The sequence below is a fragment of the Sphingomonas sp. SUN019 genome (assembly GCF_024758705.1).
In the GTDB taxonomy this organism is placed as follows: Bacteria; Pseudomonadota; Alphaproteobacteria; order Sphingomonadales; family Sphingomonadaceae; genus Sphingomonas.
In genome coordinates this window covers 2,177,734-2,202,873 of the sequence record NZ_CP096971.1, presented here as the reverse complement: position 1 = coordinate 2,202,873, position 25,140 = coordinate 2,177,734, and the positions used below count along the sequence as shown (strand labels likewise).

The following is a 25,140-nucleotide window of genomic DNA, read 5'->3' as shown; positions in this document are numbered from 1 at the left end:
CATTCGTGACGCACGCTTCTGTTCACATCGGCCTGTCCGGCGATGCGAAGCGCTTGATCTGGGACGTTTTCTTCGTCCAGGCTGGCAGGGGCGTCGACTTTGAAACGCATCTGCCGTGGAGCGATGCGCCTGAAACCCGATCGGTGATGCTGCGCGATGCTTCAGGCGCTGCGGTAGCGACTGCTGTGATCCGCCCTGCGCCTCAGGACGCCGTGGCGATGATCGGTTTCGTATGCGTCGCTGCTCGAGCGCGGGGCCGGGGCCATGGCAGGACGTTGATCGAGTCGTCCACCCAGGCGATCGACGCCGCGGGCTTCCAGGCGAGTCTGCTGTGGACAGGTAAGCCCGAGGTCTATGCCGATCACGGCTACGGGATCGTAGGCCGGGATCACTTTCTCCATGTTGCGCGCCGCCTTCCCGCCGGACCCGCCACTTCGCTGGCGCGATCCGACCCATGGCCGCCGCTCGGATCACTTTCGGGACTGCCAGCCTTCGCCATTGCCGGATCGCGTTATCAATCGGATCGCGCCCAAGCAGTGTTGGTTCGTGGCGCTAAGGGCGTGACGTTGCTCGATTGGCAAGGCGATCTTGCGGACGTCATGACGCTCTTGGACGCAGCCGGCCTGGCTCGCTGGTCGGTCAACATCCCCGAAGCCGATCCATTTTTGAACGTCCTGGATCCGGATCTTTTCACCGTCACCACGCATCCGGGTGCGTTGACGATGGCGCGACGGGCGGACAGCGCGGTCCCGCTCGACTATGTCGCGGTCGCAGATCGTATCTGAGGAATGGTAATGTTCGAAACTCAATTGCCCATTGTAAAGGTTCGCATGCCGCCGCGCGATGCGCTCATGCCGATGCTCGAGGATGTGCTGTATGGCGGGATGCTGGCCGAAGGCGAGCATGTCTATGAGTTCGAGCGGCGTTTCGCCGAGCATTTCGGCCTGCCCAACGCACTTGGGTTCAGCAGCGGGACCGGCGCGCTGCATGTCGCGCTGCTGAGCTGCGGCGTGCGCCCCGGTGACGAGGTCGTGACGACATCGATGACGGCTGAGCCGACGAACACGACTATCCTGCAGATCGGTGCCGTACCGGTGTTCGCTGATGTCGATCCACGCACGGGCAATCTCGAACCCGCCTCCGTCGAGGCGTGCATCGGGCCGCGGACCAAGGCCATTCTGGTCGTACATTACGCCGGCTATCCCGTAGCGCTCAACGCAATGCGCGCGCTTGCTGACCGCCACGGCGTCGCGCTGATCGAAGATTGCGCGCACGCACTTGGCGCGCGCTATGCCGGGCAGGCGATCGGTACGATCGGCGATGCCGCAATTTTTTCTTTTCAGGCCATCAAGCACATGACGACGGTGGATGGAGGCGCGCTGACGCTGCGCGATCCCGCCAAGATCAGGGCAGCGAAGAAGCTGCGCTGGTTCGGTCTGGAGAAGGGCGTGCCCAGAACCGAAGTCGACATCGTCGAGGCTGGTTATAAGTACAACATGACCAATGTCGCCGGGGTGATCGGCCTGCGCCAGCTCGACGACATCGACGAGGCGATCGCTCGGCATATTGCGCACGGACAGGCGTTTGATGCGGCGCTGAGCGCGATTCCTGGCCTTTCGGCCGCGGCGGTCGAAGCCGTAAGCGAACCCAGCTATTGGATATATACGCTGCTGAGCGACGATTCCGACGCGGTCGAGCGTCGGTTGGCCGAAATCGGAGTCGCCGCATCGAAACTGCACCGTCCGAACCATCTCCACTCGGTGTTCGCGCCGTACCGCCGCGATCTTCCTGGCCTTGCCGAATTCTATCGCCGGTTGGTCCATATTCCATGCGGCTGGTGGGTATCGGATGCGGATCGGGAGCGCATCGTATCGGCGCTGAGCAAGGGGTGACGATGACAACGCTTCTGTTTGACTGTCACCTCGACGAAACGGTGACTGGCGCGCTGGATCCGATCTGGCGATCGGGGCGCTTGGCGTCCGGGGCGTCCGTGTCCCTGTTGGAAGCGCGATTGGGCGCATTGGTGGGCGAGCGGCCTGTCGTGGCTATCAGCGACATGACCCACGCGCTGTGCCTTGCGTTGCGGGTGGCCGGTGTAGGCCCTGGGGACGAGGTTGTGACGCTCGCGTTCAACTGTATGTCGTCGAACAGCGCCATCACCATGGTCGGCGCAGTGCCGGTGTGGGTTGATGTCGACCCGGAGACGGCAAGCATCGATGTCGACGATGTCCGGGCCTGCATCACGCCGCGGACGCGCGCGGTCGTGGTTTATCATCTGGCGGGATATATCGGGGATATAGCGGCGTTGCGCACGCTGTGCGACGAAGCCGGGTTGCCGCTGGTGGAAGATGCGAACAATGCGCTGGGAGCCGAATGGCGAGGAAAGCCGATCGGCAGCTTCGGCGACTATGCCGTATTTTCCTTTTACGCCAACCGTCAGCTCAACGGCATAGAAGGCGCCGCGCTCGTTTGCCGCGACGAGGAAGCGGCCGAGCGCGCGCGTCGTTTGCGCCGTTTCGGAATCGACGTGGCGCGCTTTCGGGATGCGAACGGCGAGATCGATGCTGCGGTTGATGTGTCCGAGATCGGCTATTCGGCCATTCTGCCCAACGTCAACGCGACGCTCGCCTGCCGCGCGATGGACGACCTGACGGCCCGCATCGATCGCAACCGGGCCAACGTCGCATATCTTGCCGCGGCGCTCGCGGATCAGCCTGGTCTACAGTTCATCCGCGAACACGAGGGCGCCCGAGGGGTCTTCTGGGTCGCCTTGGTGCGTAGTGCGGCGCGCGATCGCCTGATGACGGGTCTCAAGGCGCGCGATGTGAACTGTTCCAAGCTGCATCAGCGCAACGACGTATATTCGGGGTTCGGCGCCCGCCAGCGCGAGTTGCCGGGCACGACGATCCTGCAACACGAGATGCTCGCGCTTCCTAGCGGCTGGTGGCTTTCGCGCGACGACCTCGAACGGATCATCGAGGCGGTGCGCTCGGTCGAGCTCGATCGCTGAGCAGCCGCCACCCAATCATCTCTCCAAATACATCCCATTCAACAACGTCGCCGCGCGGCGGCAAAGGAAGACAACAGATGCTCGACGGCAAGACCTTGATGATAACGGGCGGTACCGGATCGTTCGGCACGACCGTGCTGGGCCGTTTCGTGCAGACCAACGTCGATCAGATCATCGTGTTTTCGCGCGACGAAAAAAAGCAGGAGGATCTGCGGCTGGAGCTGAAGAGCCCCAAGGTTCGCTTCGTCATCGGCGACACGCGTGATGCGCAGTCGATCGGAACGGCGATGCGCGGCGTCGACTATGTCTTCCACGCCGCTGCCCTGAAACAGGTGCCGTCGTGCGAATTCTATCCTATGGAAGCGGTGCGCACCAATGTGAACGGCACCGATAACGTGATCCGCGCCGCGATCGCCAATGACGTGAAGCGCCTGGTGCTGCTCAGCACCGACAAGGCGGTCTATCCGATCAACGCCATGGGCATCTCCAAGGCCATGGCGGAGAAGGTGCTCGTTTCGCATGCCAGATCGATGCACGCCGACGGTCCGGTGTTGTGCGCAACCCGCTACGGCAACGTGATGGCCTCGCGCGGATCTGTTATCCCGCTCTTCATCGAACGGCTGAAAGCCGGCCAGCCGATGATGATCACCGACCCCGCCATGACCCGCTTCATGATGTCGCTGGAGGATTCGGTCGATCTCGTGCTGCACGCCTTCCAGAACGGGCAGCAGGGCGACATCTTCGTGCAAAAGGCCCCGGCCTGTACGATCGAGACGATCACCATCGCGCTCAGCGAGTTGTTCGACGTGCCGCTCAACACCGGCATCCTGGGCACGCGCCACGGCGAAAAGCTGTACGAGACGCTGGTTTCGCGCGAGGAGATGGCCAAGGCTGACGATATGGGCCGTTACTGGCGTGTTCCGGCCGACAACCGCGACCTGAACTACGAGCTGTTCATCTCCGAAGGATCGCAGGCGCTCAACCAGATCGACGATTACACCTCTCACAATACGCATCGGCTCGATGTCGCCGAGACGAAGCAGCTGCTGCTGACGCTACCCTACGTCCAGGCGGCGTTGCGTGGCTGAGCCGAAACCGCGGCGGACCGGGCGTGACCGCATTTGGCCGGCCCATGTTTCGCCGTCGCGCTGACCTGCGCGTCGCGGCGCTCGTCGATCTTTTCGCGCTGTTTGCGGGAAGGATCGGCGGGATCCTCGTCACGCTCCTATTCATTCCGCGCTATCATTCGCTGCTGGGGGGCGCGACCTTCGGGGCAGTTTCGATCGTCCTGTCGCTCCAGGCGTTTTTCCTCGTTTCGGACCTTGGCCTCGCGACGCTGATCAGCCGCGACACGGCGGTTGCGCGCGACGATCCCGATGCGCTGACCCTGGTCGTATGGACGCGGCGGCGAGCCGAGGCGACGTTGGCCGCCATCGCGGCCGCCATCGCGGCTGTCGCGCTGGCGTGGCCGCTGCTCGGGCGAGCGCTGTTCGGAGAAGCGCTGGCTTCGTGGGCGTTGGCGGACGGCGTCAATGTCGCGATGATGGCGCTGCTCATCATGGCGTTGGTGGCGACGAACATCGTCCAGCTCAGTCTCAATGCGCTGGGGGCTTATCAGGCCGGTGCGGCAACGGCGGTTTCCGGCGCCGTGGTCCGCGGCGCAGCGACCGTGGCAGTGCTTTCGGCCTATCCGACACTGACGGCATTTCTGCAGGTGCAGTTATTGGTGGCGCTGCTGCACTTGTTCGGCGTTCGGTGGTATCTAGAGCATCGTTGTGGGCCGGTCCGTCGACGGGAACCACTGTTTCAACGCGCGGCGATGATCGATCTGCTGCGACGCTGCATACCGTTGACCATCTACACGCTGGCGTCGGCCGCCGCCGTGAACCTCGACAAGTCGATCGTCAGCGCTTTCATCTCGCTGGAAACCGCGGGGAGCTATTTTCTCGCCACCACCTATGCGCTGGTGCCGGTGGCCGTGCTGTCGGGACCGATCAGCAGTTATTTCGCGCCGCGCGTCGCAAACGCGCGGCACATCGGCGACATAGGCGATGAGCAGCGGGTGGCGTTGACGTTTCAGCTGATGCTGATCTGCGCCGTCGTCGGTCCTTCGCTCAGCCTCGGGTTTCAGATGGCCGACTGGTTGCGACTGTGGTTGCACGATGCGTCTAGCATCGCGCGCGTCATGGAAGTCGCTCCGATCCTGCTGGCCGGCGGCGCGTTGTCGGCGACAGGCTACTACCCGACGACCTATCTTATCGCGGCTGGCGACAACGGCTATCTCGCGCGGCTGTCGCTGGCCTGCAGTATCGCTGTGCTGGCGACAGCGACGTTCTTTGCGGCGCGTGACGACCTGGTAGGATTCGCCTGGAGCTATTTCGCCTTTTACGCAGCCGGCTTTGTCGGCCTATGGGTGCGTCTGGGAGCCATCACTGGCTGGAACAGGCTCGCCAGCTTCCTGGCGCGCGCCTATGCGCTTCCGGCAGGGGCGATAACGGCGAGCTATCTGCTCGGCCATGCGTTGACCCGGGGGCGTTCGTGGGAGCTTGAACTGCTGGTTCCGATGGCTGCAGCCGGGGCGTGCAGCTTGCTGGTGCTGGCGAGGGTCTTTCGACGCGAACGGCGCAGTGCCGGACATCACATCAACTGAAGGATTGCCGGGTGACACTGGTCACGATCATCATCCCCACACACAACCGCCAGGTCTATGCCGCGGCGGCCGTTCACAAGATCGTGCAGGTGCTGCCGTCGGCACAGATCGTAGTCAGCGACACCAGCGCGGACGACGATCTGCGCACCATGTTGCCAGCAGCGACTCCGGGCCTTGACCTGGCCTATGTTCGGCCGGGTCGGCCAATGGACGTCGTCTCTCATTTCGAGTTCGCCCTTGGCCACGCACGCGGGCGCTACGTGATGTTTCTGGGCGACGACGACTGTATCGGTCCGGGGCTGGAAGAGGTCGCGGCCTGGGCAGATTGCAACCGCGTCGATGCGGTATTCAGCTACGGCACATCGTTCATCGCCAATTACTTCTGGCCGGGCGTCAAATCGCGGTTCTACGGCGACGGCTATGCCAGCAGCCTGTTCGTGCATCCGTTCACCGGCACGGCGCGCCGGATCGATCCGATCGCGGCGCTGCGCGAAACACTGCGCGATTTCGGTCGCGGGCTCGGCACGATGCCGCGCGCCTATCATGGCCTTGTCTCGCTGGAGCTGATCCATGCGGTGAAGGCCCGGTTCGGCACATTGTTCGGCGGGGTTTCTCCGGACATCTATAGCGCCACGCTGCTGAGCGAGTTCGCAGGCAACGTCTGGCAGGTCGATTTCCCGTTCTGCCTGCCGGGCGGATCGCCCTCCAGCACGGCGGGCACCGGCGCGGCTGGCACCGACATGACGTCGCTGGAGGACAATCCGCATACGGCCGCTTTCCCCGACCTGCGCTGGGACAGGCTGATCCCCGCTTTCTATGCGCCCTATATCGTCTGGGCCTATTCGCTGAAGAAGGCGGTGGACCGGCTGGGCCGCCCCGATCTGACGCCTAATTTCGCGCGCCTCTACGCGCTGGCGCTGATGCGCAATCGCGAACAGCGCGGGAAGGTCGCGCAATCGTTCGCCGAAGCGCGCGCGCTGGGCATCGGGTGGCGCGATGTAGGATGGGAAATGGCGAGGGAGACGGGCTTCCAAGCCCGTCGATACGCGACGCGTCTGACCTCGCCTGGCGCGGGGGGCCGCGCTGCGCACTTCACCGGACTGCCGGACATCGCAGCCGGCTACGACAGGCTGGAGCGGTATATCGCCGAACGGGAGATCCGCCTGCAATTGCCTGCAGCCGGCCTGAGCGCATCACCTGCGCCAGTGCGCTAAGAAACGGACAGGGGAAGCGTATGCCCACGATCGTGATATCGGCGGTCAACATCGTCGAAGGCGGAACGCTGAAGGTTCTTCAGGATTGCCTGCGGACGATCAGGTCTTCCCTGCCGGACTGGCGGGTGGTCGCGCTGGTGAACAACGCCGGCGTCATCGACGTAGGCGGCGTGGAAGCTAGGGTGATCCCTGAAGCCAAGACGTCGTGGCTGCGCCGGATCTACGTCGAATATGTCGCGTTGAACCGAATATCCAAGCAGATCAGGCCTGATATATGGTGGTCACTCCATGACATGTCGCCACGCGTGAAGGCGGGGTCGCAGTTTGTCTACTGCCATAATCCGGCACCCTTCCATCGCTTCTCGTGGGCAGAACTGAGCATGGAACCCAAGTTGATCCCGTTCAGCGCGCTCTATTCGCTGTTCTACAGGATCAACATCAGGTCGAATCGCGCAGTGATTGTGCAGCAAGACTGGATACGCCGCGAATTCATGCACCGCTACGGCGTACGCAACGTCGTTGTCGCTCATCCGGTCGAATCTCAGCCCGGTGCGGCGCTCAGCGCAGCGGGACCGGTCTCCACCTTCGTTTATCCGGCGCTATCTCGGGTCTTCAAGAATTTCGACCTGATCGGCGATGCGGTGCGGCTGCTGGATGGCGAGCCGGACTGGCGCGGACGTGTCGTGCTGACGATCGATCCGGAGGAAACCCGTCTCACGCGCGATCTGTTCCGCCGCTATGGCGACCTGCGCGGGCTACATTTCGTTGGCAGGCAGGATCGCGACGCCATGACGAAGCTGTACGAAGAAATGGACTGCCTGCTGTTCCCGTCGCGCTTGGAAACCTGGGGGCTGCCGATCACCGAGGCCAAGAGCCTAGGCAAGCCGATCATCGCGGCGGACCTTCCCTATGCTCATGAAACCGTCGGAACATACGATCATGTGCGCTTCGTCGATCCCGCCGATCCGCGCGCGCTGGCCGACATAATGCTGGCGGCGCACCGCAGCGGTTGGACCTCGCAGCCGGTCCGGGCGGATCCGATCGCGGCGCCGTTCGCAGGCAACTGGCCACAGCTTGTCGAGACGATCGTCGCGCTGCACGAACGCGGCGTCAGCGCCGACGGCACGCCGCACGGTCGCGGCCCGTTCTAGGGCGTCCGTCCTTCTGCGTTCGATGCACGATGTGCGGCATCGACGACGACCGGGGCCAGCGCGCGCGCGACCGTCTCGTATCCCGCGGACGTGAGATGCACGCCGTCCGTCCACCCCAGCCCCTTTGGCAGCGTAACGAACCGCGGCGACGCGCGCGGAGGCCGCGCGATACGGTTCGATGCGCCGATCGGCCGCCTCATCGGCCAGCGCGGGTGCTGCGACGACGACGACCTGCGCGCCCTCCCGCTGCCGACGCAGGATCAGCGCCGACAGGCCTTCCGCGAAGCGTGCCGTCGTCAGCGCGCCGCCTGCTCGGTTGCCGAAATTCAATGCATCGTTGGTGCCGTACATGACGATCGCGACGCGGGCGACCGGCGCAGTCTTCCAGCGCTGCAACCCATCGCTCGTGCGATCGCCGGGGAAGCCGAGGTTCATTACCGTATAACGTTCGCCGAGCAGTCGGTTCAGCGTTTCGGGATACGGCGTCGAAGATCGCCGGAAGCTCGAACCGTTGATCGGCGCGCGCGTCGCCATGGACATCGTGTCCTGTCCGTACGTCAGGCTGTCGCCCTCCGCGAGGACGATGATGGCCGGTTCGGCGCGACGTCCGCACCCGGGCGACAGAAATGCGGCTAGCAGGGCCGCGATCCGCGATCCGCGACGCCTCACCTGGGTTTCGTCTCGATCACGCCGTACCCCTTATCGTCTTCCCGGCATGCGCGACAAGGCGATCGAACATTGCTAGTGAAACGGTCGATATGAGCAGTCCCCTACTGATTTCCGGCCCTGCGCCACGCGCGGGGCCATCTACTCGGACGACGGATGCCACGCTGGGCGTGGTCGTCACGCTCCTCGCCATCCTGATGCTGCCGGGGGGGGTGTTCTTTCTGGCCGGCACGTCGTCCATGTCCGCCGGGGTTCTGGTTGCCTCCATCCTGATCCTGGCGATGCGGGTGATGGGGATCCCGGGAATGCGCGGGCTCGGTTCTTTCGAAACCGATCTTGGCGTTGCTACGCTCGTCGTCACCGCGCTTGCCGCGCATCTGGCGGTCTGCGCCCTCGCGGGGGAGATCGATGTTGTAAAGGCGCTCGGCTCGCTTGTCATCGCGGCGCTGGCCATCTTGGCGTGCGGTACGACCGGCTCGATGTTCCGACACGTTTCGGATCGGCTGGTGATGCGCGCCGTCACCGTGGCGATCATCCTCTTCCTGGTCGCGGCCGTGTTCAGTCTGGTCGGGGTCCAGCCCCCTAGCACGACCGCCACCAGCAAGCCGGTCTTTCCGTTTACCGAACCGTCGCTTTATGCCGGCGCGCTCCTTCCGGTCATCGCTTTTCTGGGTGTGACGGGAAAGAGATGGCGGCGGTGGGCTTGGATCCTGATGGGGTTCGCGCTTGGCTATCTGCTCGAGAACCTGTCGCTCGTCGTCGGTTCGGTCGTCATGACGGTCGCGTGCTTGACGACGGCTCGGCTCGCGGTCTTTGGCATCCTGGCGGCATTGATCCTCCCGCTGTTCGACCTTTCCTATTTCCTTGACCGAATTCAGTTCGACGTCTCTGCGACGACCAACCTTTCGACCTTGGTATATATCCAGGGCTGGGAAATGATCGGCAGCGCGACCAGCAAGACGCTGGGCTGGGGGCTCGGTTTCCAGCAGCTCGGGTATACGTTTCTGGACGCCCCGACGTCCAACCTGATCTATCGCCTGACCGGCGGCACCGACCTCAACCTGAAGGAAGGCAGTTTCGCGGCCTCCAAGCTGATCAGCGAACTGGGCGTGTTCGGATTGGTTCTGATCGCGATTCACGGCTATTTCGCGACGAAGGCGTTCACCAACCTGCGTCGCGTGGCGATCGACGGCGCCGTCAGGCCGCTCGGCGAGATTCTCGCGCTATGCAGCATCTATACTTACACGGTCGACATGTACGTGCGCGGGGCTGGCTATTTCTCCAGTCCGACGATGCTGATGATCGCGTCCATCTTTTTGTTGTGGCGGTCTGATCCAGCGCAAACCGACGCGCGGAGATCGCCCGCGTAATGGCGACTACGATATCGCCGATCAATTCGGCGCGCTTGGCGGCGTTACGTTTCCCGCTGGTCGCGCTTGTGGTCTACATTCACGCCCGATCCGGAACGATCACGTTCGGGGACGGGGTCGTATCCGTCGAATCCGCTGTCCTCGATACGGTGAAGACCGCACTGTCCGAAGGTGTGGCGCGCACGGCGGTACCACTGTTCTTCCTACTGTCGGGGTACCTGCTGTTCCACGCGCAGGAAGGATGGTCTTGGTCGGGATTCGCTGCGAAGCTACGTCGCCGCGTCGATACGCTTCTAGTACCGTATCTGTTCTGGAACATCGCGCTGTACGCCATGATCGCTGCGGCCCAATCCACCTCGCTGCGGATATTCTTCAGTTCGTCTGGTGTGTTGCGCGACATGACGTGGGGCCAGCAAGCGGCATGGGTGCTTGGCCTGCAGCGGTACCCGATCGCCTATCAATTCTGGTTCATCCGCGATTTGATGATCCTGGTGCTGCTGGCCCCGGCGTTCTTCCTGCTCGCTCGGCGTGTGCCGGTCGCCGTTGTCGTGACCGCGGTTCTGGGATTGTGCTGGATGGTCGATTGGTGGCCGATCGACATTCCGGCGATCGAGGCCGCGCTGTTTTTCTTCGTCGGCGTCGTGGCCGGTGTGCACGGCAGGAATCTGTTCCGGGGTCTGCCGCTTATCCCGGTGATGCTGGGGTACGGCGTCCTGCTCGCAGCCTTCCTGCTGTCGCGCGGAACGCGGATCGAATCGTTCGTGCAGCACGGCCTGGTGGCGACCGGGATCGTCCTTGCTGTTGCGATCGTGCGAAGCCTGCCCCCCCTCGCGCTGCAGCGCTTAGCATCGCTTGCGGGGGCCAGTTTCTTCGTCTTTGCAACTCACGAACCGCTGACGACGGCGCTGCTGAAGATCAGTTATCGGGTCTTTCCAATTTCACCGGGGATGGCGCTGGCGGTCTATCTGTTGGTCCCGCTGGTCGTTATTGCCATCACGCTGGTCGGCTACCGGATCGCGCTCGCGCTCGCGCCTTCGCTGACGCGGCGGGTCACCGGGCGGTAGCGGCAAGCGCGGGCAGTCGGTTCAGACCGCGAACAGCCCGCTGTTGAGAAAGTCTCGTGCCTGCTGGCGCGTTGCGAAGGCGAGCAGGTTCATGCCGCCGATGTGAATCGTCGCGGACGCAGCCGGGCAGCGGTGCCAGAACGATATGCTGGGCGCGTCGCTCGGGACGAACATCATGCCGCCCAAGGTGCGCCATTCGGGGTCGTCGAGGGGGGTTTCCACGGTAAGTCCCGCACTCCCCGTCAGGCTGAGCGTCGGAGCCGCTCCGGCGACGTGGCGATAAAGGTACAGCCACGCGATCCACTGGCCGGCCGTCAGCGCGACCGGTTGCGGGAAGACCTGCGCGCCGGGCGGCAGCGTAAGCCGCTGGCTCGTGGCGAGACCCGGCAGCAGGGCATCTTCCACCAGCCCGGTAACCGTCGCGACGGTGCCCGAAAAGGCGATCGCACGGTCTGCTCTGACGCTGATTTTCAGGGCATCGCGATAGGCGCTGGAAAGGGCGGTGCGATGGGGCAGCGTAAAGCTCACCCCGCGTCCGGGCGAAACCAGATACGTAGCCTCGACGCTGGTCACCCGGCCTGGAGGCATGGGGCCGCTGAACATGCGTGCGCGGGTATGCTCGACGAGCGACCCCGCGTCCTGCACGACCGTCTTCAGCTGGTCCAGGCTGCAATCCAGCGTGCGCACGACACTGTTGCGCAGCACGAGCGGGCCGACCGGCGTGTCCTCGAAACGGATCAGGGAACAGTCGACCAGACGGGCATAAACCGGCTTCTCGACCTTGCCGTCGACCGTCACGCTCGCCGCGGTGGCGTTTTGCTCGTTCCAGCAGCGGCTCACGAGGACCGCCGGGACGCTGTCGACGGCGTTGAGGTTTCGGATGTCGAAGACAATCCCGGGATTGGATTCCATGATGCAGTCCTGGAACGTTATCTGTCCCGAACCCGTGACACTGGAATCGATCCGCACCACAGCGTCGCGCGCACGTTGGAAATGCGTTCCTTGGACCAGGATGTTGCCGCCATGCATCAGCGGTCGACCGGCCTGTTGGCGGGCGCTGACCGCCAGATGGACTCGGGCGTCCTCGAACTGGCAGGTATCGACGATCAGCCCGATCTGTCCGCGGGGCCGGTGGATGCAGATGTCCAGGTTGGCGAAGCGGACGTTTTCGAACCGCGTGCGGCCGACGAACTCGTCGTCGTCGGCCGCGATGTCGTTTCCTGCGCGAAAGCCGATGCCGGTCGGATTGTCGCCGCCCGTGATGCCCAGATCGGCGATGGTAACGACATCCCATGTGCCGGAGCGATACGCCCCGCGCAGCACCACCTCTCCCGGTCCGCGCGCCAGCAGCTGGGTCGCCAGCCGGCCCGCGCCGCGTAGCTGGACGTTCCGGCTGCCCAAGGTGAGCGACATCCGGAACAGGCCCGGTGGAAACAGGAGCGTGCCGCCCCCACGACGCACCAGGGCATCATAGGCCGCCTGCACCTCGTCTGACACGTCCCGCCGGCCATCGACGGCCACGTCGACGATCTGCGCGACCGTAGCGTCGAAGCTGACCGGATCTGTAATGCGAATCTCGTTCAGTTTCGGCGCGCCGGACGCCATCAGAAACGTGATCTCCAGGCTCAGCGTGTGGCCATTGCCGTTGAACTGGGGAAAATAGCGCACCAAGAGGCCATCGGAGGAAATCAGAAACTGGCCGGCCGCGACGGACGCCGCGATCCTCCCGAGCCGCCCCCGCAAACTGTTCAACAGATTGTTGATGCCTGCGGGTCCGTCCCGTCCGACCCCCGCGCTCTCGTTCCATGTCCGCAGACGAAAATCCGGCGAACACAATTGCGCGCACAGGTCTTCCGACCGCCCGGAATTAAACGCGTTCCGGAACACTTCCAACATATTCAGCGCCGGGGCGGCAGGAATGGTATTCGAGAGGCGGACCGGTGTGTCGCCGAAAGGAACGGCCGCGGCACCGATCAAAGTTCCCATCACGCTGCGTCGATTCAGGGCCATTGGTTCTCCTTTGTGCGGCGCTAGTCGCGGGAATGGGCGGCTGTCGCCGTCCTTGGCGTCCGGCAGCTATGAGCGCGCTTGCGCCGTTCGTTAGGCTTCATCGTGTAGATAAGCGATTGGCCGCCGTGCGGTTTTTTCTTCATCTCTTCGGCACGGTCGGATAGCGCGCAGATCATGAACGACGGCTGTTTCCCGAACCAACCGGAGAAGCCGGCCGGCAGGGTTTGTCGCAGCAAGGAAACAGTATGCCCCGAATCACGAAGGGAACGATTTCCATAGTCAGCCACGGGCATGGCCTGTTGGTTCGCCATCTTCTGCGCGACCTGGCGGGGCAGGACGGGATCGCGGACTGGTTGGTGGTCCTAACGCTCAACCTTCCCGAAGAGATGGGCGATGACGATCTGGCGGGCTTGCGCGCAACCGTGCTCCGTAACACGAAAGTCAAAGGGTTCGGCGCGAACCACAATGCGGCGTCGGCAATCGCCGAGGGCGATCTGTTCGCCATCGTCAATCCCGACATCCGGTTGCTCGCGTCCGATACGCTGGCGCAGATTGCCGTCATGGAGTGGCGCAAACCGCGGCCTGCCCTGCGCGCGCCGATCGTCATCGCGCCCGACGGTACGCGGGAAGATTCCGTGCGACGCAACTTGTCGGTGCCCAATCTTATCCGTCGCGCGCGTCATCGGGCGACGGGTTGGGAAACGGATCCGACCGCACCGGGCTTTTTTTGGCTTGCCGGAATGTTCCTAATTGCGCCGCTGGATACGTTTCGCGCTTTGGGCGGTTTCGACGAGAGGTTTCGGCTGTATTGCGAAGATTACGATTTTTCGGCGCGCTGGCGCATCGCCGGGGGGCGTATGGAAGTGATACAGGGGCTGGAAGTGGTGCATGACGCCCGGCGCGACAGTCGCCGTTCCCTGCGTCACCTTAAATGGCATCTGTCCAGTCTGCTGCGGGTTTGGCGGTCAAAACCGTTCTGGAAAATCGTGGTTGCGCAGCGCCGCTGAGAACGCCCTCAAAGACCTGCCGCACCGGTTGCAGCTTTCCTTTTGGCTCGGGTTTCCATAAGGCGGCGGCACCATGCGTAAGTATCACCGGCCGGGTACGCGCCGAACCCCCAGTTGGCCCTTTATCCTTTTGTGTGTGCTGCTGGTGACGCTGTGGCTCGCCGGGGGTGCCTCGCGCGGTGAAGTTCTGGGGCAGGTTGTCGTTCGGGGCGTGTGCTGGGCGCTGCTCGCAATGGCGGCGCTGTTTGTCGCACCACCGTCCTGGACAGCGGTGCGCCCGGTGCTGTTTCTTTTATGCGCAGCGTTTGTACTCGCATTGGTCCAGTTGATACCCCTGCCACCGAATCTCTGGCAGGCGTTGCCGGGCAGAGCCCCGTTCCTGGAGGCGGCCGCAGCGAGCGGGCAAAGCCAACCATGGCGGCCCTGGTCGATCGTGCCGGGAGCGACGGCCAATGCCGCTGCCTCGCTGGTAGTGCCTTTCACGACGCTGTTCTTCATGGCTAGCCTGGGGGATGACGAGCGGTCGTGGTTGCCTGGCGTGATCCTTGCCCTGATCACGGGGGCGATGCTCGTCGGGCTGCTGCAATTCTCCGGCGCGAATTTGGCGAACCCGCTGATCAACGATAGTCCAGGTGAGGTGGGCGGAACTTTCGCCAATCGCAATCACTTCGCACTGTTCGTGGCCTTTGGCTGTCTGTTGGCACCCGTCTGGGCATTCCTGGGCGGGCGGCAGCCACACTGGCGCGGTCCGGTAGCCATTGCACTTGTGTTATTATTCGTGTTGACCATCCTGGCAACCGGATCCCGAGCCGGAATGGGGCTGGGCGCGCTGGGGATCGCGATCGGGCTGGCGCTCACGCGCGGCACGATCAAGCGGACGCTGGCCCGTTATCCTCGTTGGGTTTTTCCCGCGATCATCAGCGGAGTCGTGGCGACGACCGTCCTGCTCGTCGCCATCAGCATTGCAGCCGATCGGGCGATATCGATCGAGCGCGCTCTTACAATTGATCCGGGCCAAGACATGCGCAGCCGCGGGTTGCCGACCGTTTGGGCAATGGTGTGGGAATATTTTCCCGCCGGATCCGGTCTGGGTGGTTTCGACCCCCTGTTCCGAATGCACGAACCTTTTGCGTTGCTAAAGTTCACGTTCTTCAATCACGCACACAATGATCTGCTGGAAGTTGTGTTGGACGCCGGGTTGCCGGGTCTGCTGCTGCTGCTGGCGGCGCTGGGATGGTGGATCACAGCAAGCGTTCATGCGTGGCGCGCGGGTGACGACCCGCGCTATACCATGCAGCGATTGGGATCGGCGATCTTGCTGTTCGTCGTGCTGGCTAGCGTTTTCGACTATCCGGCGCGAACGCCTATGATGATGGCGATGATAATCGTGGCTGGTGTGTGGTTGAGCGGCGCGCCGCGACAGGAATCGCAACATAAATCACGAGCGACATCATCTGCTTTACCGTCGTCCGACCAACACTTATAGCCCCCGCCCATTTCCCCAGTCCGGAATATTTTTAAGCACATGCGAAAGTTTTGTACTCTTTTTCTGCTGGCGATGGTGCTGTCTGCATGTGGGGGCAGGAAGCCGCTGGAATCGTCGTCGCGGCTGACCGTGGTGTCCGACAGCGGCACGCTGCCCGCTCCCGAGCGGAGCGATTTGACCGCATCGGATCGCCCGTCCCTGATTGGGCCGCTCGACACGATCCAGGTCGATGTCTTCAACATCCCCGAGCTCAGCCGTGAAATGCAGGTGGACGCCAGCGGCCGCATCGCGATGCCGCTGGCCGGAACGATCGATGCGCGCGGAAGGACATCGGCCGAGCTGGCTGACGTGATCGAGGCGACGTTGCGCGGCCGCTACGTCCGCAATCCGGACGTGACGGTCAATATCAAAAGCTCGGTCAGCCAGGTCGTCACTATTGATGGTCAGGTCGTGGAACCGGGCCTGTACCCCGTAACCAACCAGATGACATTGCTGCGGGTCATCGCCTCTGCCAAGGGCCTGTCGGAATTCGCGCGGCAGGACGATGTCGTCATCCTGCGCACAGTGGACGGGCGCAAGATGGCCGGGCTGTACAACGTCGCTGCGATTCGCCGCGGCGCTTATGAAGATCCGGCCATTTATGCGAACGACGTGATCCTCGTCGGTGATTCACCTCAGCGCCGGTTGTTCCGCGACTTCGTTTCGCTGTCTCCGGTTTTGGCGGCGCCACTCATCGCGATTCTGCAATAAGGCGCGCATCTACATGAATTTGGTCACACCCAATTTGCGAAGCACCGCGCCGGGCAGTCGGCCGGTCGTGGCAGATCCATTATCTGACGCCGACCGCATGCCGCTCATTCGTCAGTATTTGCGGATTGCGATGCGCTGGCGCTACGTCATCCTAGGCGCGGTCGTCACGTCGGTCCTGCTTGGGCTGATCGTCACGCTGTTGATGACGCCGAAATACACAGCGGAAACGACCGTCGAAATTTCACGGGAATCCGATAAGGTCACGAACTTTCAAGGCGTTGAGCAAGAAGCCAGCGTCGCCGATCAGGAATTCTATCAGACGCAATACGGACTTTTGCAGTCACGTTCACTGGCGGAACGGGTCGCTAGTCAGCTGCGTCTGGTGGACGATCCCAAATTTTTCGAGCTGTTTGGCGTCCAGGATGATGGACCCATGTTTCAATCGGTGAACGGCCGATACCCCGCGACGGGCCGGGAAGAGCGCCAGCGCATCGCCGGCAAGGTGCTTCGTGATCACCTGCAGGTTGAACCAGCGCGGTTGTCGCGCCTAGTCGAGATTCGCTTCACCAGTCCCGCGCCAGACTTCTCCGCAAAAGTAGTGAACGCTTGGGCGGAGAATTTCATCCAGACCAATCTGGAGCGGAAAGTGCAGGCAACCTCTTATGGGCGCAACCTGCTTCAGCAGCAGCTAGGCCAGCTCAAGGACCGGCTGAACGAATCACAGCGTCAGCTTGTCGGTTACGCGTCGACGCAACGCATCATCAATCTACCGTCGCAGGCAGGCGGAGACGGCAAGACAACGTCGGAACGCTCGATTGTGGCCGATGATCTGGCAACGCTCAATGCGGCGCTGAGCCAAGCGACCGCAGATCGCATCCAAACCGAAGCGCGCTATCAGCAGGCGGGGCGCGCAGGAGCATCGACTGAAGCGTTGCGCAACCCGGCGATCAACAATTTGCGACAGCGTCGCGCCGAACTCGCTGCCGACTATCAGCGCCTGATGACCCAGTTCGAGCCGGGGTATCCTGCAGCGCAGGCCATAAAGTCGCAGATTGAACAGCTCGATCGCTCAATTGGGCGTGAAGAAAGCCGCGTGTCAGGCTCGCTCGAAAGTGATTATCGCGAGGCGCTCAAGCGCGAGCAGACGCTGCGAGTGAAGGTCGATCAACTCAAGGACAGCTATCTGGATCTGCGCCGCCGCAGTATTCAGTACAATATCTATCAGCAGGAGGTGGACACCAATCGAGCGCTGTATGACGGCGTGCTTCAGCGCTTCAAAGAAATCGGAGTTGCCGGCGGTGTCGGTGTCAACAACATCTCCATCGTCGATCCCGCTCGCGCGCCCGATCAGCCCTCCAGTCCGCGGCTGATCATCAATCTGGCGGTGGCGCTACTTGCAGGGCTTGTGCTGGGTGCCGGACTTGCCTTTGCGCTAGAGCAAATCGACGAAGCGATCGCCGATCCGAGCGAGGTGGAACGGCAGTTGGGCCTGCCATTGCTCGGTTCGGTGCCCAAGCTGGATAGTGGAACGCCGAAGGAGGCGCTGCTCGATCGCAAGTCCGACATGTTTGATGCTTATCTGGCGGTGCAGACCAATCTCGCCTTCACGACAGAACATGGCGTGCCGCGATCACTCGCTGTCACCTCAACGCGACCGGCAGAAGGTAAGTCGACCACGGCTCTGGCGTTGGCGACGACGCTCGCGCGGGCGGGACGCAATGTCATCTTGGTCGACGGTGACATGCGCTCGCCGTCCGTTCATCATCTGGGTGGCGTCAATCATGACCATGGCCTTAGCAACTTCCTGTCAGGCCAGGACAATATCGACGCGCTCACATTCCAGATGAGCGATCTCGGCTTCACGGCGATGTCGGCTGGGCCGCTCCCCCCCAATGCCGCTGAACTGCTGACCGGCAGCCGTCTGTCACTCTTGATCGAGCGCCTCCTTGAGAAGTTTGATCACGTGGTGATCGATTCGCCGCCGGTCATGGGCCTGGCCGATGCTCCGCTGATCGCCAGTCGGGTCGAAGGCGTAATCTATGCCGTTGAATCGCATGGCATCCGGTCCAGTATGGTGAAGACCGCGCTTGGTCGTCTTGCCAGCGCGAACGCGCGGGTGGTCGGCGGCGTTCTGACCAAGTTCGAGGCGCGCAAGGCGCACTACGGTTATGGCTATGAATACGGCTATGGCTATGGCCGTGACGACGGAGCCAAGGCGTCCGGCTGATGGCAGATCGGTCAGGCTTGTCGCAGCGTTCCGTGGTGGAATGGGGTGTGCGTGGCCTTCTGGCGGTGGCGTTCGCCGTGCTGGGCTATTTTGCGGTTACCGGCGCGTTGGCGCGTGTGCTGCGCAGTACCGATCCCGCGCGTGCGCACGGGTTGGCGCCGGGAGATGCTCGCATCAACGCCACGTTCGCGCAGCGGCTCGTAGTTGATCCGCAAGCGTCGGCTGCGGATCGCCAACGTGCCGACACCCTTGCCAGAACCGCTCTGCGTACTGATCCCACAACTGTCCTGGCGGCGTCGGCGTTGGGGATCGACACCCAGGCGCGCGGTGATACCGCCGCCGCGCGGCGACTGTTTATTTACGCGCAACGATTGTCGCGTCGTGAACTTGTGGTCCAATTGTGGGCGATTGAGGATGCCGTTGGCCGCGGCGACATAACCGGCGCGATACGGCAGTACGATATCGCGTTGCGGACATCGCGTACGGCTGCAGACGTTTTGTTTCCAATCCTAGCTGCAGCGATCGCCGATCCCGCTATCCAGAAGGCCCTCACGCGCACCTTGGCGGCGAAGCCGACGTGGGCGGACAGCTTCATTAATTATGTGGGAACGCAAGGCCCGGACGTGGAGGCGACGGCCAGCTTGTTCTCCAGATTGCACCATGCGTCGGTGCCGGTTTCGGGCATGGCGCAAGGCGCGGTCATCAACGCCCTGATACAGAAGGGGCAGATCGACCGGGCATGGTCCTATTATGCACGGATGCGGCGTAGCGCCGACCGTCAGAGATCACGCGACCCGCGGTTTGCCGCGGTGCTGGATGCGCCTTCCCCGCTGGATTGGAATGTTGTCGATGTTGCGGGAGGCAGCACGTCAATCCAGCGCAGCGCGGCGGGAAGCTTTTTCGATTTCGCGGTTTCGCCGACTGTTGGAGGAGCCTTGCTACAGCAAGTGCAGCTGCTGCTACCTGGCAGCTATCGTCTCTCGGGTCACAGCATGAACCTAGACCAACCGCGCGAATCCCTTCCTTACTGGACGCTAGTATGTAGTGGGGGCCGTGAACTTGGGCGTGTGGACATGCCTCGGTCGGCGCAGGCCGACGGCGTTTTCGCTGGTCGGTTCTACGTCCCCGCGGGTTGCCCGGTCCAAGTGCTCACGTTGTTCGCTCGACCGTCCAGCGCCACCTCGGGTGTATCGGGTCAAATCGATCGGGTGCAACTCGCTCCCTTGCCATGATCGGCAGCAGACTATGCCGATGTCGCTCATTCTACCGGTTCAAATTACCAAGCGTTGATAGCGACCCGACCCGGTAGCGCAATGTCGCGACGTGTCGTACTGAATAGAATGCGCCGGGCGGAATTTACAAGCATACTCAAGCGCCCGCCCGCCCGCAGCGGCTACCCGCATCACCGCGCGCGGCGAACAGGACGGCGAAGCCGATCATGATGAGCATGATGAACCGCGGATAGTAGAGCATCCCCTCCAGCAGGCTCATGAACAGCAACGAATAGAGCGTTGCGGTGAGTGGGCGCAGTTCGTCGTCCTCCATCCCGGTCCGATGCGTCGCGACGATGGCGCGGACGAGCAACCACAGGGCGCCGGCGGCCCCGACGATCCCCCATGAAATCAGGAATTGCAGGACTGCGTTGTGCGGCTGTGTATGCGCCCAACCGATGTTGACCTCCCAGAAGGTAGATCCGGAACCCCACCCAAACAAAGGAGCATCGAGCCAGCGGAAGAACGTGTCGTGCCACAATTCGAGCCGCCCCGAAGCCATGGCGTCAACGCTGGCAATATCCTCTTTTACGAACAGGGAAAACTCCGGCAGATCGGGCGAGAACACGATCGCGCCAAGCATCGCCAGCACACTCAACCCACCGACGCGAACCAACGCTCGAATGTGGGGCAGGCGGCGCAGGCTGACGATCGCGATCAGTCCCACGACCGCCATGGCCAGAACCGCCGCGCGCGTCCCTGACCAGCACGTCAGTCCCGCGGCCAGCAGGTAGAACAGGCTTGTGACGCGCGCCTGTTCCCTCTTGCCGTAGAGCAATGCTACCATCAGGCCCGCGGCGATCGCGCCGGTCCAGGAGCCGAAGTGGCGTACGTTGATGAAGCCCGGCAACGCCGACGCCCATTCGATGTGACCGCCCGGCACCGTCCATTCGGGGGGCGGAAGCTGGAATTTCCATACGGTCAGGATCGTGAGCGCGACGAGCCCGATGCCAAGGCCAGGTTCGAAATGGGAGAAGAGCGAGCGGATGTCGCCGTCGCGTTCCGATCGCGCCAGAAAGAAGACCGCTGCGCCGAACCGCAGGTGGATCAGGGTGGTGATCGAAAGCGTGATCGACGCGGGCACGTTTTTGGAGAATAGTAGGCTGCTGACGGTCAGCCCGACGAGCAGCAGGACGAATGCGACGATGACGTCCTTGGATAGTTTTTCCAGGATCAGCGCGTCGCGATATCCGGCCCGGATCGCGACATGGACGATCGCCAATTCGCAGGCGACGAACGGCAGTTCCATCAGGCGGGTCCATTCCGCCCAGCCCGGCTGCATCTGATGCATATACACCGGGTACATCAGCGCCGAGAGCATTGGCATGACGATGCCGACCACGATACCCAGCCAACCGAACAGCCCCAGCCGCGCTATGGATGTCTTTACCGTCGTCGCGCGTCCCACGCGTCCTCCTGTATGCTCGCCGTTCGACGGGCGCGATCGTGAGTCGAACGATGCAGATCGCTAGTCCATCAAGGTTAATCGCGCGTTAGCTGCAGCAGATGCGATGGCGGGATTCACGCGGACCGCAGGCGTGCGAGGGTGCGTGTACGCACGCGCTCGCTGCTACCGAAGTGCGCAGGATCGCAGGGGGCCGCTCTTCCGCATCGTCGCGCGCGGCGCCGGGCGTCTGAGCATCACCCCTCTGCCCCCGACGGACGCGTATCAGATAGCGCGCAGGCGGGCGGCCGCGGCAGGTATCGCGACCGTCATCGGCAACCCTTCGTTTCGCGCGACCGGGCTCACCGCGAATCTGAAGAATGGCGGAACGCTGGAGTGCGCTGCGCTAACAGCCAGCCATGCCTCCACCCGCACAACGCAATTCTACGACCGTTCAATACAATCCGAACACGTCGTGAGGATAAGCAACTGCGTTTCCGAAGGTATGCGCTATTTCCAATGCACCGGCATCCGTCGTCAACGTCGTTGCTAGAGACGATACTGGAGCATAGCCGAGATCTTTGGCGGTGAAGCTGGCGGCGATGGTGTTGGCGAAGGTGAGGAGGGTGTCGAGGGCGTAGCCGGTGCCAGCGCTGCCGTCGCGGTCGAGCCGGAGCAATGTGTCGCTGCCCGACCGGACCAGCTTGAGGCGCCCGGTGGCGAACGGATTGGTGGCCTTGTCCCAGCCGACCAGCGCGTCGGCGAGATACTGGTCGATGCTGAGCGTGTCGGCGCCGGTCGCGAAGTCGGTGACGCGGGTCGGGTTGCCGATGGCGAAGGCGCTGTAGGAGCGGTCCAGCGTCAGCACGTCGGTGCCGCCGCCCAGCGTGATCGTCTGATCGCCCCAGTAAACTCGATGAGATAGGATCAGGCGGGCGGGCGCGCGCGCCTTTGACACTAGGGGCGCGTCATCAGGAAGCCCAATGGGCACGGAACAACGGCACTCCCATCTATCTGATTGGAAATATGCCGAGGTGAAACGCCACTACCGCTAGCACCGCGATGGCACGATAGCGGTCGAGCGCTGGGATATCGATGAAGGTTGGATAGGAGAGGCGAAGCATAACGCGCTTTTCCTGCGCCCCGCCGCAAGGTTTCGGCATAGTCGATGCTTGTTAACGGAAATGGTTCGCTTCAGAAAACAACCGCTTTTCCGCGATCGGGTCGACTTTAACGCCCAAGCGCGCGGCATGTCGAAGTATCGGCAATGCCGGATTGTTCACTGTCTCTCGTCATCTTGCTGGGACGGGGGCGCGATGATGGGCGTAGCGCGGGATTTATCGTCCGTCGCGACCTCAAAGTCTGCGGCGGGATTGTTCGTATTATTAGGCCTGTATCGCTCCATCCGCAGACTAAGCCTATTATCGATCCGGCTGTCGATTCGATTGTTCACTCGATTTTGCTTAGGAATCCTGGGCTGCCCCGCGGCATCAAGCCGTGCACCGTAGGCCGTCGCGGTGTCGCGCACCGAGCGGACCTGTGCCACGCCAGCCGATGTGAGGGTTAAGCACGCAATCATGGCGCTTATCAGTGCCGGTTTCATGCTTCTGTCTCCGATCGTCGATTTAAGCAATCAAACGGCTTGAACCAAGCGACGGGCTTTTGGGCCGAGTGAGTTAACGGTGAACAGATTAGCAGCACTGATGTTCAGGCCTTAGCCTGAAGGAGTTTAGACACTTCGCCTTCGCTACGGCCGATACGAAGAGCAATCTGTTTCAGCGTCAGTCCGTCAGACCGCAGCCTCGCCGCCCGCGTTGCCATCTCCTGTCGTTGTGCTCGCATGCCGCGCGCATAATCGACCCCGGCGTATTTTGGCCAGCAAGATTCTGATAAATCGTCTTGGACCCTGCCTTGGCATGTCTGCCATCGGATACTTGACGAAGCACGACGACGGGTCGTTCAAGGGCTGGCTGAAGACGCTCAGCATCCGTGCCGACATCGACATCGACATCGACATCGTCGCCAATCGCAGCGAGGCGAGCGACGTCCAGCCCGACTACCGCGTCCTTGCCGACGGGGTCGAGACCGGCGCGGGATTGACGCGGCGGTCGGAGCCCTCGGGCCGCGACTACGTGTCGCTGAGCTTCGCCGTCCTAAAGTTCGGACGGCGGCGGCTCCACGCCAACCTTGGCCGCGCCACGGGCGAAGCCGAAGACCGGTTCGCGAAATCTGGAACCCCGCCAATTGAGCGGAAGGCCCGGCTCCGGCATTCACCGGATGTCATGACCGGGCATTCTTTCTGCTAGGCCGGCGCGACCATCACAGTTCCGCTGACTAGTGAAGCACGGTCTCGCGCCAATGAGAACGGGGGAGGGATTGTCTCGGGTCGTCCGAGAATCGCGGCTGGCGACTCGGCCGCGCGGCGGCGATGAACCGAGATCGTCGCGGCGCTGCGTGCGCAGAACGTGCAGGTCGCTGCCAGCACTCTCGGCCAGCCGCCGCATAGTCAGGGCAACGCGTTCCAACTCAACGTCGAGATGCAGCCACTGCTGACCGATCCCGCGTGCGTCGTGCACAGGCCGTGCGGAAAGCCCTCGAAGCTTGTCAGCGTCGCGGTTTCCAGCAGTTTGATCGATGCCGCCTCTCATTCCGTGACGCCGCCACTTGTCGATCACGCCCCGCTGCGACGCCGCTTCGTCGCGGTTGACGCCGTCGAACGAACCGGCCGGCACATCGATATGGAATTGTGCGCGGTTCGCGGTCATGTTGTTGTCCCGGTGTCCCGCCGATTGGCTGTCGGGACGTCAAAGGCGGCGGTGATGATCGTTCTCGCATCTGTCATCGATATGGTTCCGGGCCACGCGCGATGACGCCGGCCGCCCGCGGCGAGCAGCGCGCGCGCATGGTCTATCCGCGCATTCCCCGCACCGTCGCGCATGTCCGCGACCATTACGACGGGCTCGACGCGGCCTATCGCGAGATCTGGGGCGACTATGTGCATCACGGTTACTGGGCGGAGGGCGGCGAGACGCCGGCGCGCGCGGTCGAGGCGCTGGTCGATCTGGTGATTGCGCGGCTCGATCCCGATCCCGGCGGCGCGCTCTGCGATATCGGTTGCGGTTATGGCGCAACGGCCGCCTACATCCTGAAGACGCACGACGTGGCGATCACTGGCCTGACCGTGTCAAGCGCGCAGGCCGCGGTCGGCGCGGGGTTGCAGCCGCTCCGCGGGCGCTTCACCTGCATCGAGCGCGACTGGCTGGCGAACGACTTCCCCGATGCGTCGTTCGATCACGCGTACGCGATCGAAAGTTCGGAGCATTTCGCGGACAAGGCCGCATTCTTTGCAGAGGCGTGGCGGACGATGAAGCCCGGCGGACGGCTGGTGGTGTGCGCCTGGCTCAGCGCGGAGACGCCAAGCCGGTGGCAGGTCGATCATCTGCTCGAACCGATCTGTCGCGAAGGCGCATTGCCGAGCATGGGCAGCCGGACGGCGTATGATGTGCTTGCCCGCGACGCCGGGTTCGTGCCCGTCGCGTTCGACGACATCAGTGCGCAGGTCAGGCGAACCTGGGCGATCTGTGGGCGTCGGCTGGCGGCGCGGCTCGTGACCAGCGCGCGCTATCGCCGGATGGCGATCGATGCGACGGCCGCCAACCGCGCCTTCATCTTGTCGATCCCGCGCCTGTGGTGGGCGCTGCGCAGCGGCGCGATGATCTACGGCGTGCTCGTCTGGCGCAAACCGGCCTGATCGCCTTCCTTATGGTCCGGGCACCACGTGCGATGGCGTCAACCGTCGCAATCTGCTACGCGAACGATTCTTACGCGAATCAGAAGGGAGGGCCACGATGATCGACCAGCACACGCCCCTCCGCGGCAA

The 25,140-nt window shown here is 63.1% G+C and carries 22 protein-coding genes and 2 pseudogenes; 18 read left to right on the top strand and 6 right to left on the bottom strand.

What is annotated here, in order from left to right; all coding sequences use genetic code 11:
- Positions 1–5: 5 nt before the first annotated feature.
- The 7 genes from M0208_RS10550 (at position 6) to M0208_RS10520 (ending at position 8,025) form a co-directional block, all read left to right on the top strand.
- Positions 6–785 carry a GNAT family N-acetyltransferase gene (locus M0208_RS10550; protein ID WP_258891659.1) on the top strand — a complete coding sequence of 260 codons (780 nt, stop codon included), beginning with the start codon at positions 6–8 and terminating at the stop codon, positions 783–785.
- A 45-nt stretch (positions 786–830) separates the two neighbouring features.
- On the top strand, positions 831–1,892 hold the full coding sequence (locus tag M0208_RS10545) for a DegT/DnrJ/EryC1/StrS aminotransferase family protein (RefSeq protein WP_258891658.1): 1,062 nt from the start codon (positions 831–833) through the stop codon (positions 1,890–1,892).
- A gap of 2 nt (positions 1,893–1,894) precedes the next feature.
- Positions 1,895–3,010: a DegT/DnrJ/EryC1/StrS aminotransferase family protein gene (locus tag M0208_RS10540; protein ID WP_258891657.1), complete on the top strand. Its 1,116-nt coding sequence runs from the start codon at positions 1,895–1,897 to the stop codon at positions 3,008–3,010.
- 77 nt (positions 3,011–3,087) lie between these two features.
- On the top strand, positions 3,088–4,098 hold the full coding sequence (locus tag M0208_RS10535) for a polysaccharide biosynthesis protein (RefSeq protein WP_258891656.1): 1,011 nt from the start codon (positions 3,088–3,090) through the stop codon (positions 4,096–4,098).
- 23 nt (positions 4,099–4,121) lie between these two features.
- Positions 4,122–5,660 carry a lipopolysaccharide biosynthesis protein gene (locus M0208_RS10530; protein WP_258891655.1) on the top strand — a complete coding sequence of 513 codons (1,539 nt, stop codon included), beginning with the start codon at positions 4,122–4,124 and terminating at the stop codon, positions 5,658–5,660.
- 11 nt (positions 5,661–5,671) lie between these two features.
- The gene (locus M0208_RS10525; protein WP_258891654.1) at positions 5,672–6,874 is read left to right on the top strand and encodes a glycosyltransferase; all 1,203 of its coding nucleotides are present in this window, start codon (positions 5,672–5,674) and stop codon (positions 6,872–6,874) included.
- A gap of 125 nt (positions 6,875–6,999) precedes the next feature.
- Entirely contained in the window at positions 7,000–8,025 is a 1,026-nt protein-coding gene (locus M0208_RS10520; RefSeq protein WP_258891653.1) for a glycosyltransferase, read from the top strand.
- Here the strand turns inward: M0208_RS10520 and M0208_RS10515 are convergent.
- On the bottom strand, positions 8,022–8,225 hold the full coding sequence (locus M0208_RS10515; protein ID WP_258891652.1) for a hypothetical protein: 204 nt from the start codon (positions 8,223–8,225) through the stop codon (positions 8,022–8,024). The genes M0208_RS10520 and M0208_RS10515 overlap by 4 nt on opposite strands.
- Position 8,226: 1 nt before the next feature.
- Positions 8,227–8,559: pseudogene (locus M0208_RS18560) on the bottom strand (SGNH/GDSL hydrolase family protein); the annotation flags it as partial.
- A 224-nt stretch (positions 8,560–8,783) separates the two neighbouring features.
- Between M0208_RS18560 and M0208_RS10510 the strand changes: the two are divergent.
- Both M0208_RS10510 and M0208_RS10505 read left to right on the top strand, forming a co-directional pair.
- Positions 8,784–10,061 (top strand): hypothetical protein, encoded by a 1,278-nt coding sequence (locus M0208_RS10510; RefSeq protein ID WP_258891651.1) that lies wholly within the window; start codon positions 8,784–8,786, stop codon positions 10,059–10,061.
- 35 nt (positions 10,062–10,096) lie between these two features.
- The gene (locus tag M0208_RS10505; RefSeq protein WP_258891650.1) at positions 10,097–11,125 is read left to right on the top strand and encodes an acyltransferase; all 1,029 of its coding nucleotides are present in this window, start codon (positions 10,097–10,099) and stop codon (positions 11,123–11,125) included.
- Positions 11,126–11,146: 21 nt separating this feature from the next.
- On the opposite strand, the gene M0208_RS10500 is transcribed toward M0208_RS10505, so the two are convergent.
- Together M0208_RS10500 and M0208_RS10495 are read right to left on the bottom strand one after the other, a co-directional pair.
- A complete protein-coding gene (locus M0208_RS10500; RefSeq protein ID WP_258891649.1) occupies positions 11,147–13,135 on the bottom strand; it encodes a hypothetical protein in 1,989 nt (662 codons plus the stop codon).
- Between the two features lie 20 nt (positions 13,136–13,155).
- A complete protein-coding gene (locus M0208_RS10495; RefSeq protein WP_258891648.1) occupies positions 13,156–13,446 on the bottom strand; it encodes a hypothetical protein in 291 nt (96 codons plus the stop codon).
- Positions 13,447–13,521: 75 nt separating this feature from the next.
- Here M0208_RS10495 and M0208_RS10490 point away from each other — a divergent pair, with 75 nt between their 5' ends.
- The 5 genes from M0208_RS10490 to M0208_RS10470 all read left to right on the top strand — a co-directional run bounded on the left by M0208_RS10490 (position 13,522) and on the right by M0208_RS10470 (position 19,837).
- Complete coding sequence (locus M0208_RS10490; RefSeq protein WP_258891647.1) at positions 13,522–14,142, top strand: hypothetical protein; 621 nt, start codon at positions 13,522–13,524, stop codon at positions 14,140–14,142.
- Positions 14,143–14,278: 136 nt separating this feature from the next.
- Positions 14,279–15,628, top strand: a complete 1,350-nt coding sequence (locus M0208_RS10485) for an O-antigen ligase (RefSeq protein ID WP_258891646.1) — start codon at positions 14,279–14,281, stop codon at positions 15,626–15,628.
- 72 nt (positions 15,629–15,700) lie between these two features.
- Positions 15,701–16,378, top strand: coding sequence for a polysaccharide biosynthesis/export family protein (locus M0208_RS10480; RefSeq protein ID WP_258891645.1), 678 nt, complete (start codon positions 15,701–15,703; stop codon positions 16,376–16,378).
- A 13-nt stretch (positions 16,379–16,391) separates the two neighbouring features.
- Entirely contained in the window at positions 16,392–18,605 is a 2,214-nt protein-coding gene (locus tag M0208_RS10475; protein ID WP_258891644.1) for a polysaccharide biosynthesis tyrosine autokinase, read from the top strand.
- Complete coding sequence (locus M0208_RS10470; protein ID WP_258891643.1) at positions 18,605–19,837, top strand: hypothetical protein; 1,233 nt, start codon at positions 18,605–18,607, stop codon at positions 19,835–19,837. Before M0208_RS10475 ends, M0208_RS10470 begins: the two co-directional genes overlap by 1 nt.
- A gap of 136 nt (positions 19,838–19,973) precedes the next feature.
- Here M0208_RS10470 and M0208_RS10465 read toward each other — a convergent pair whose 3' ends face one another.
- Entirely contained in the window at positions 19,974–21,284 is a 1,311-nt protein-coding gene (locus M0208_RS10465) for an O-antigen ligase (RefSeq protein ID WP_258891642.1), read from the bottom strand.
- A gap of 184 nt (positions 21,285–21,468) precedes the next feature.
- On the opposite strand from M0208_RS10465, the pseudogene M0208_RS10460 reads away from it, so the two are divergent.
- Positions 21,469–21,813, top strand: a pseudogene (locus M0208_RS10460) (hypothetical protein); the annotation flags it as partial.
- Here the strand turns inward: M0208_RS10460 and M0208_RS10455 are convergent.
- A complete protein-coding gene (locus M0208_RS10455) occupies positions 21,715–22,218 on the bottom strand; it encodes a hypothetical protein (RefSeq protein ID WP_258891641.1) in 504 nt (167 codons plus the stop codon). The pseudogene M0208_RS10460 and the gene M0208_RS10455 sit on opposite strands and share 99 nt — an antisense overlap.
- 958 nt (positions 22,219–23,176) lie before the next feature.
- Between M0208_RS10455 and M0208_RS10450 the strand changes: the two genes are divergently transcribed.
- The 3 genes from M0208_RS10450 (at position 23,177) to M0208_RS10440 (ending at position 25,011) form a co-directional block, all read left to right on the top strand.
- Positions 23,177–23,566: a DUF736 family protein gene (locus M0208_RS10450; protein WP_258891640.1), complete on the top strand. Its 390-nt coding sequence runs from the start codon at positions 23,177–23,179 to the stop codon at positions 23,564–23,566.
- 159 nt (positions 23,567–23,725) lie between these two features.
- The gene (locus M0208_RS10445; RefSeq protein WP_258891639.1) at positions 23,726–24,130 is read left to right on the top strand and encodes a hypothetical protein; all 405 of its coding nucleotides are present in this window, start codon (positions 23,726–23,728) and stop codon (positions 24,128–24,130) included.
- Entirely contained in the window at positions 24,127–25,011 is an 885-nt protein-coding gene (locus tag M0208_RS10440; RefSeq protein WP_258891638.1) for a class I SAM-dependent methyltransferase, read from the top strand. Before M0208_RS10445 ends, M0208_RS10440 begins: the two co-directional genes overlap by 4 nt.
- Positions 25,012–25,140 lie beyond the last annotated feature (129 nt).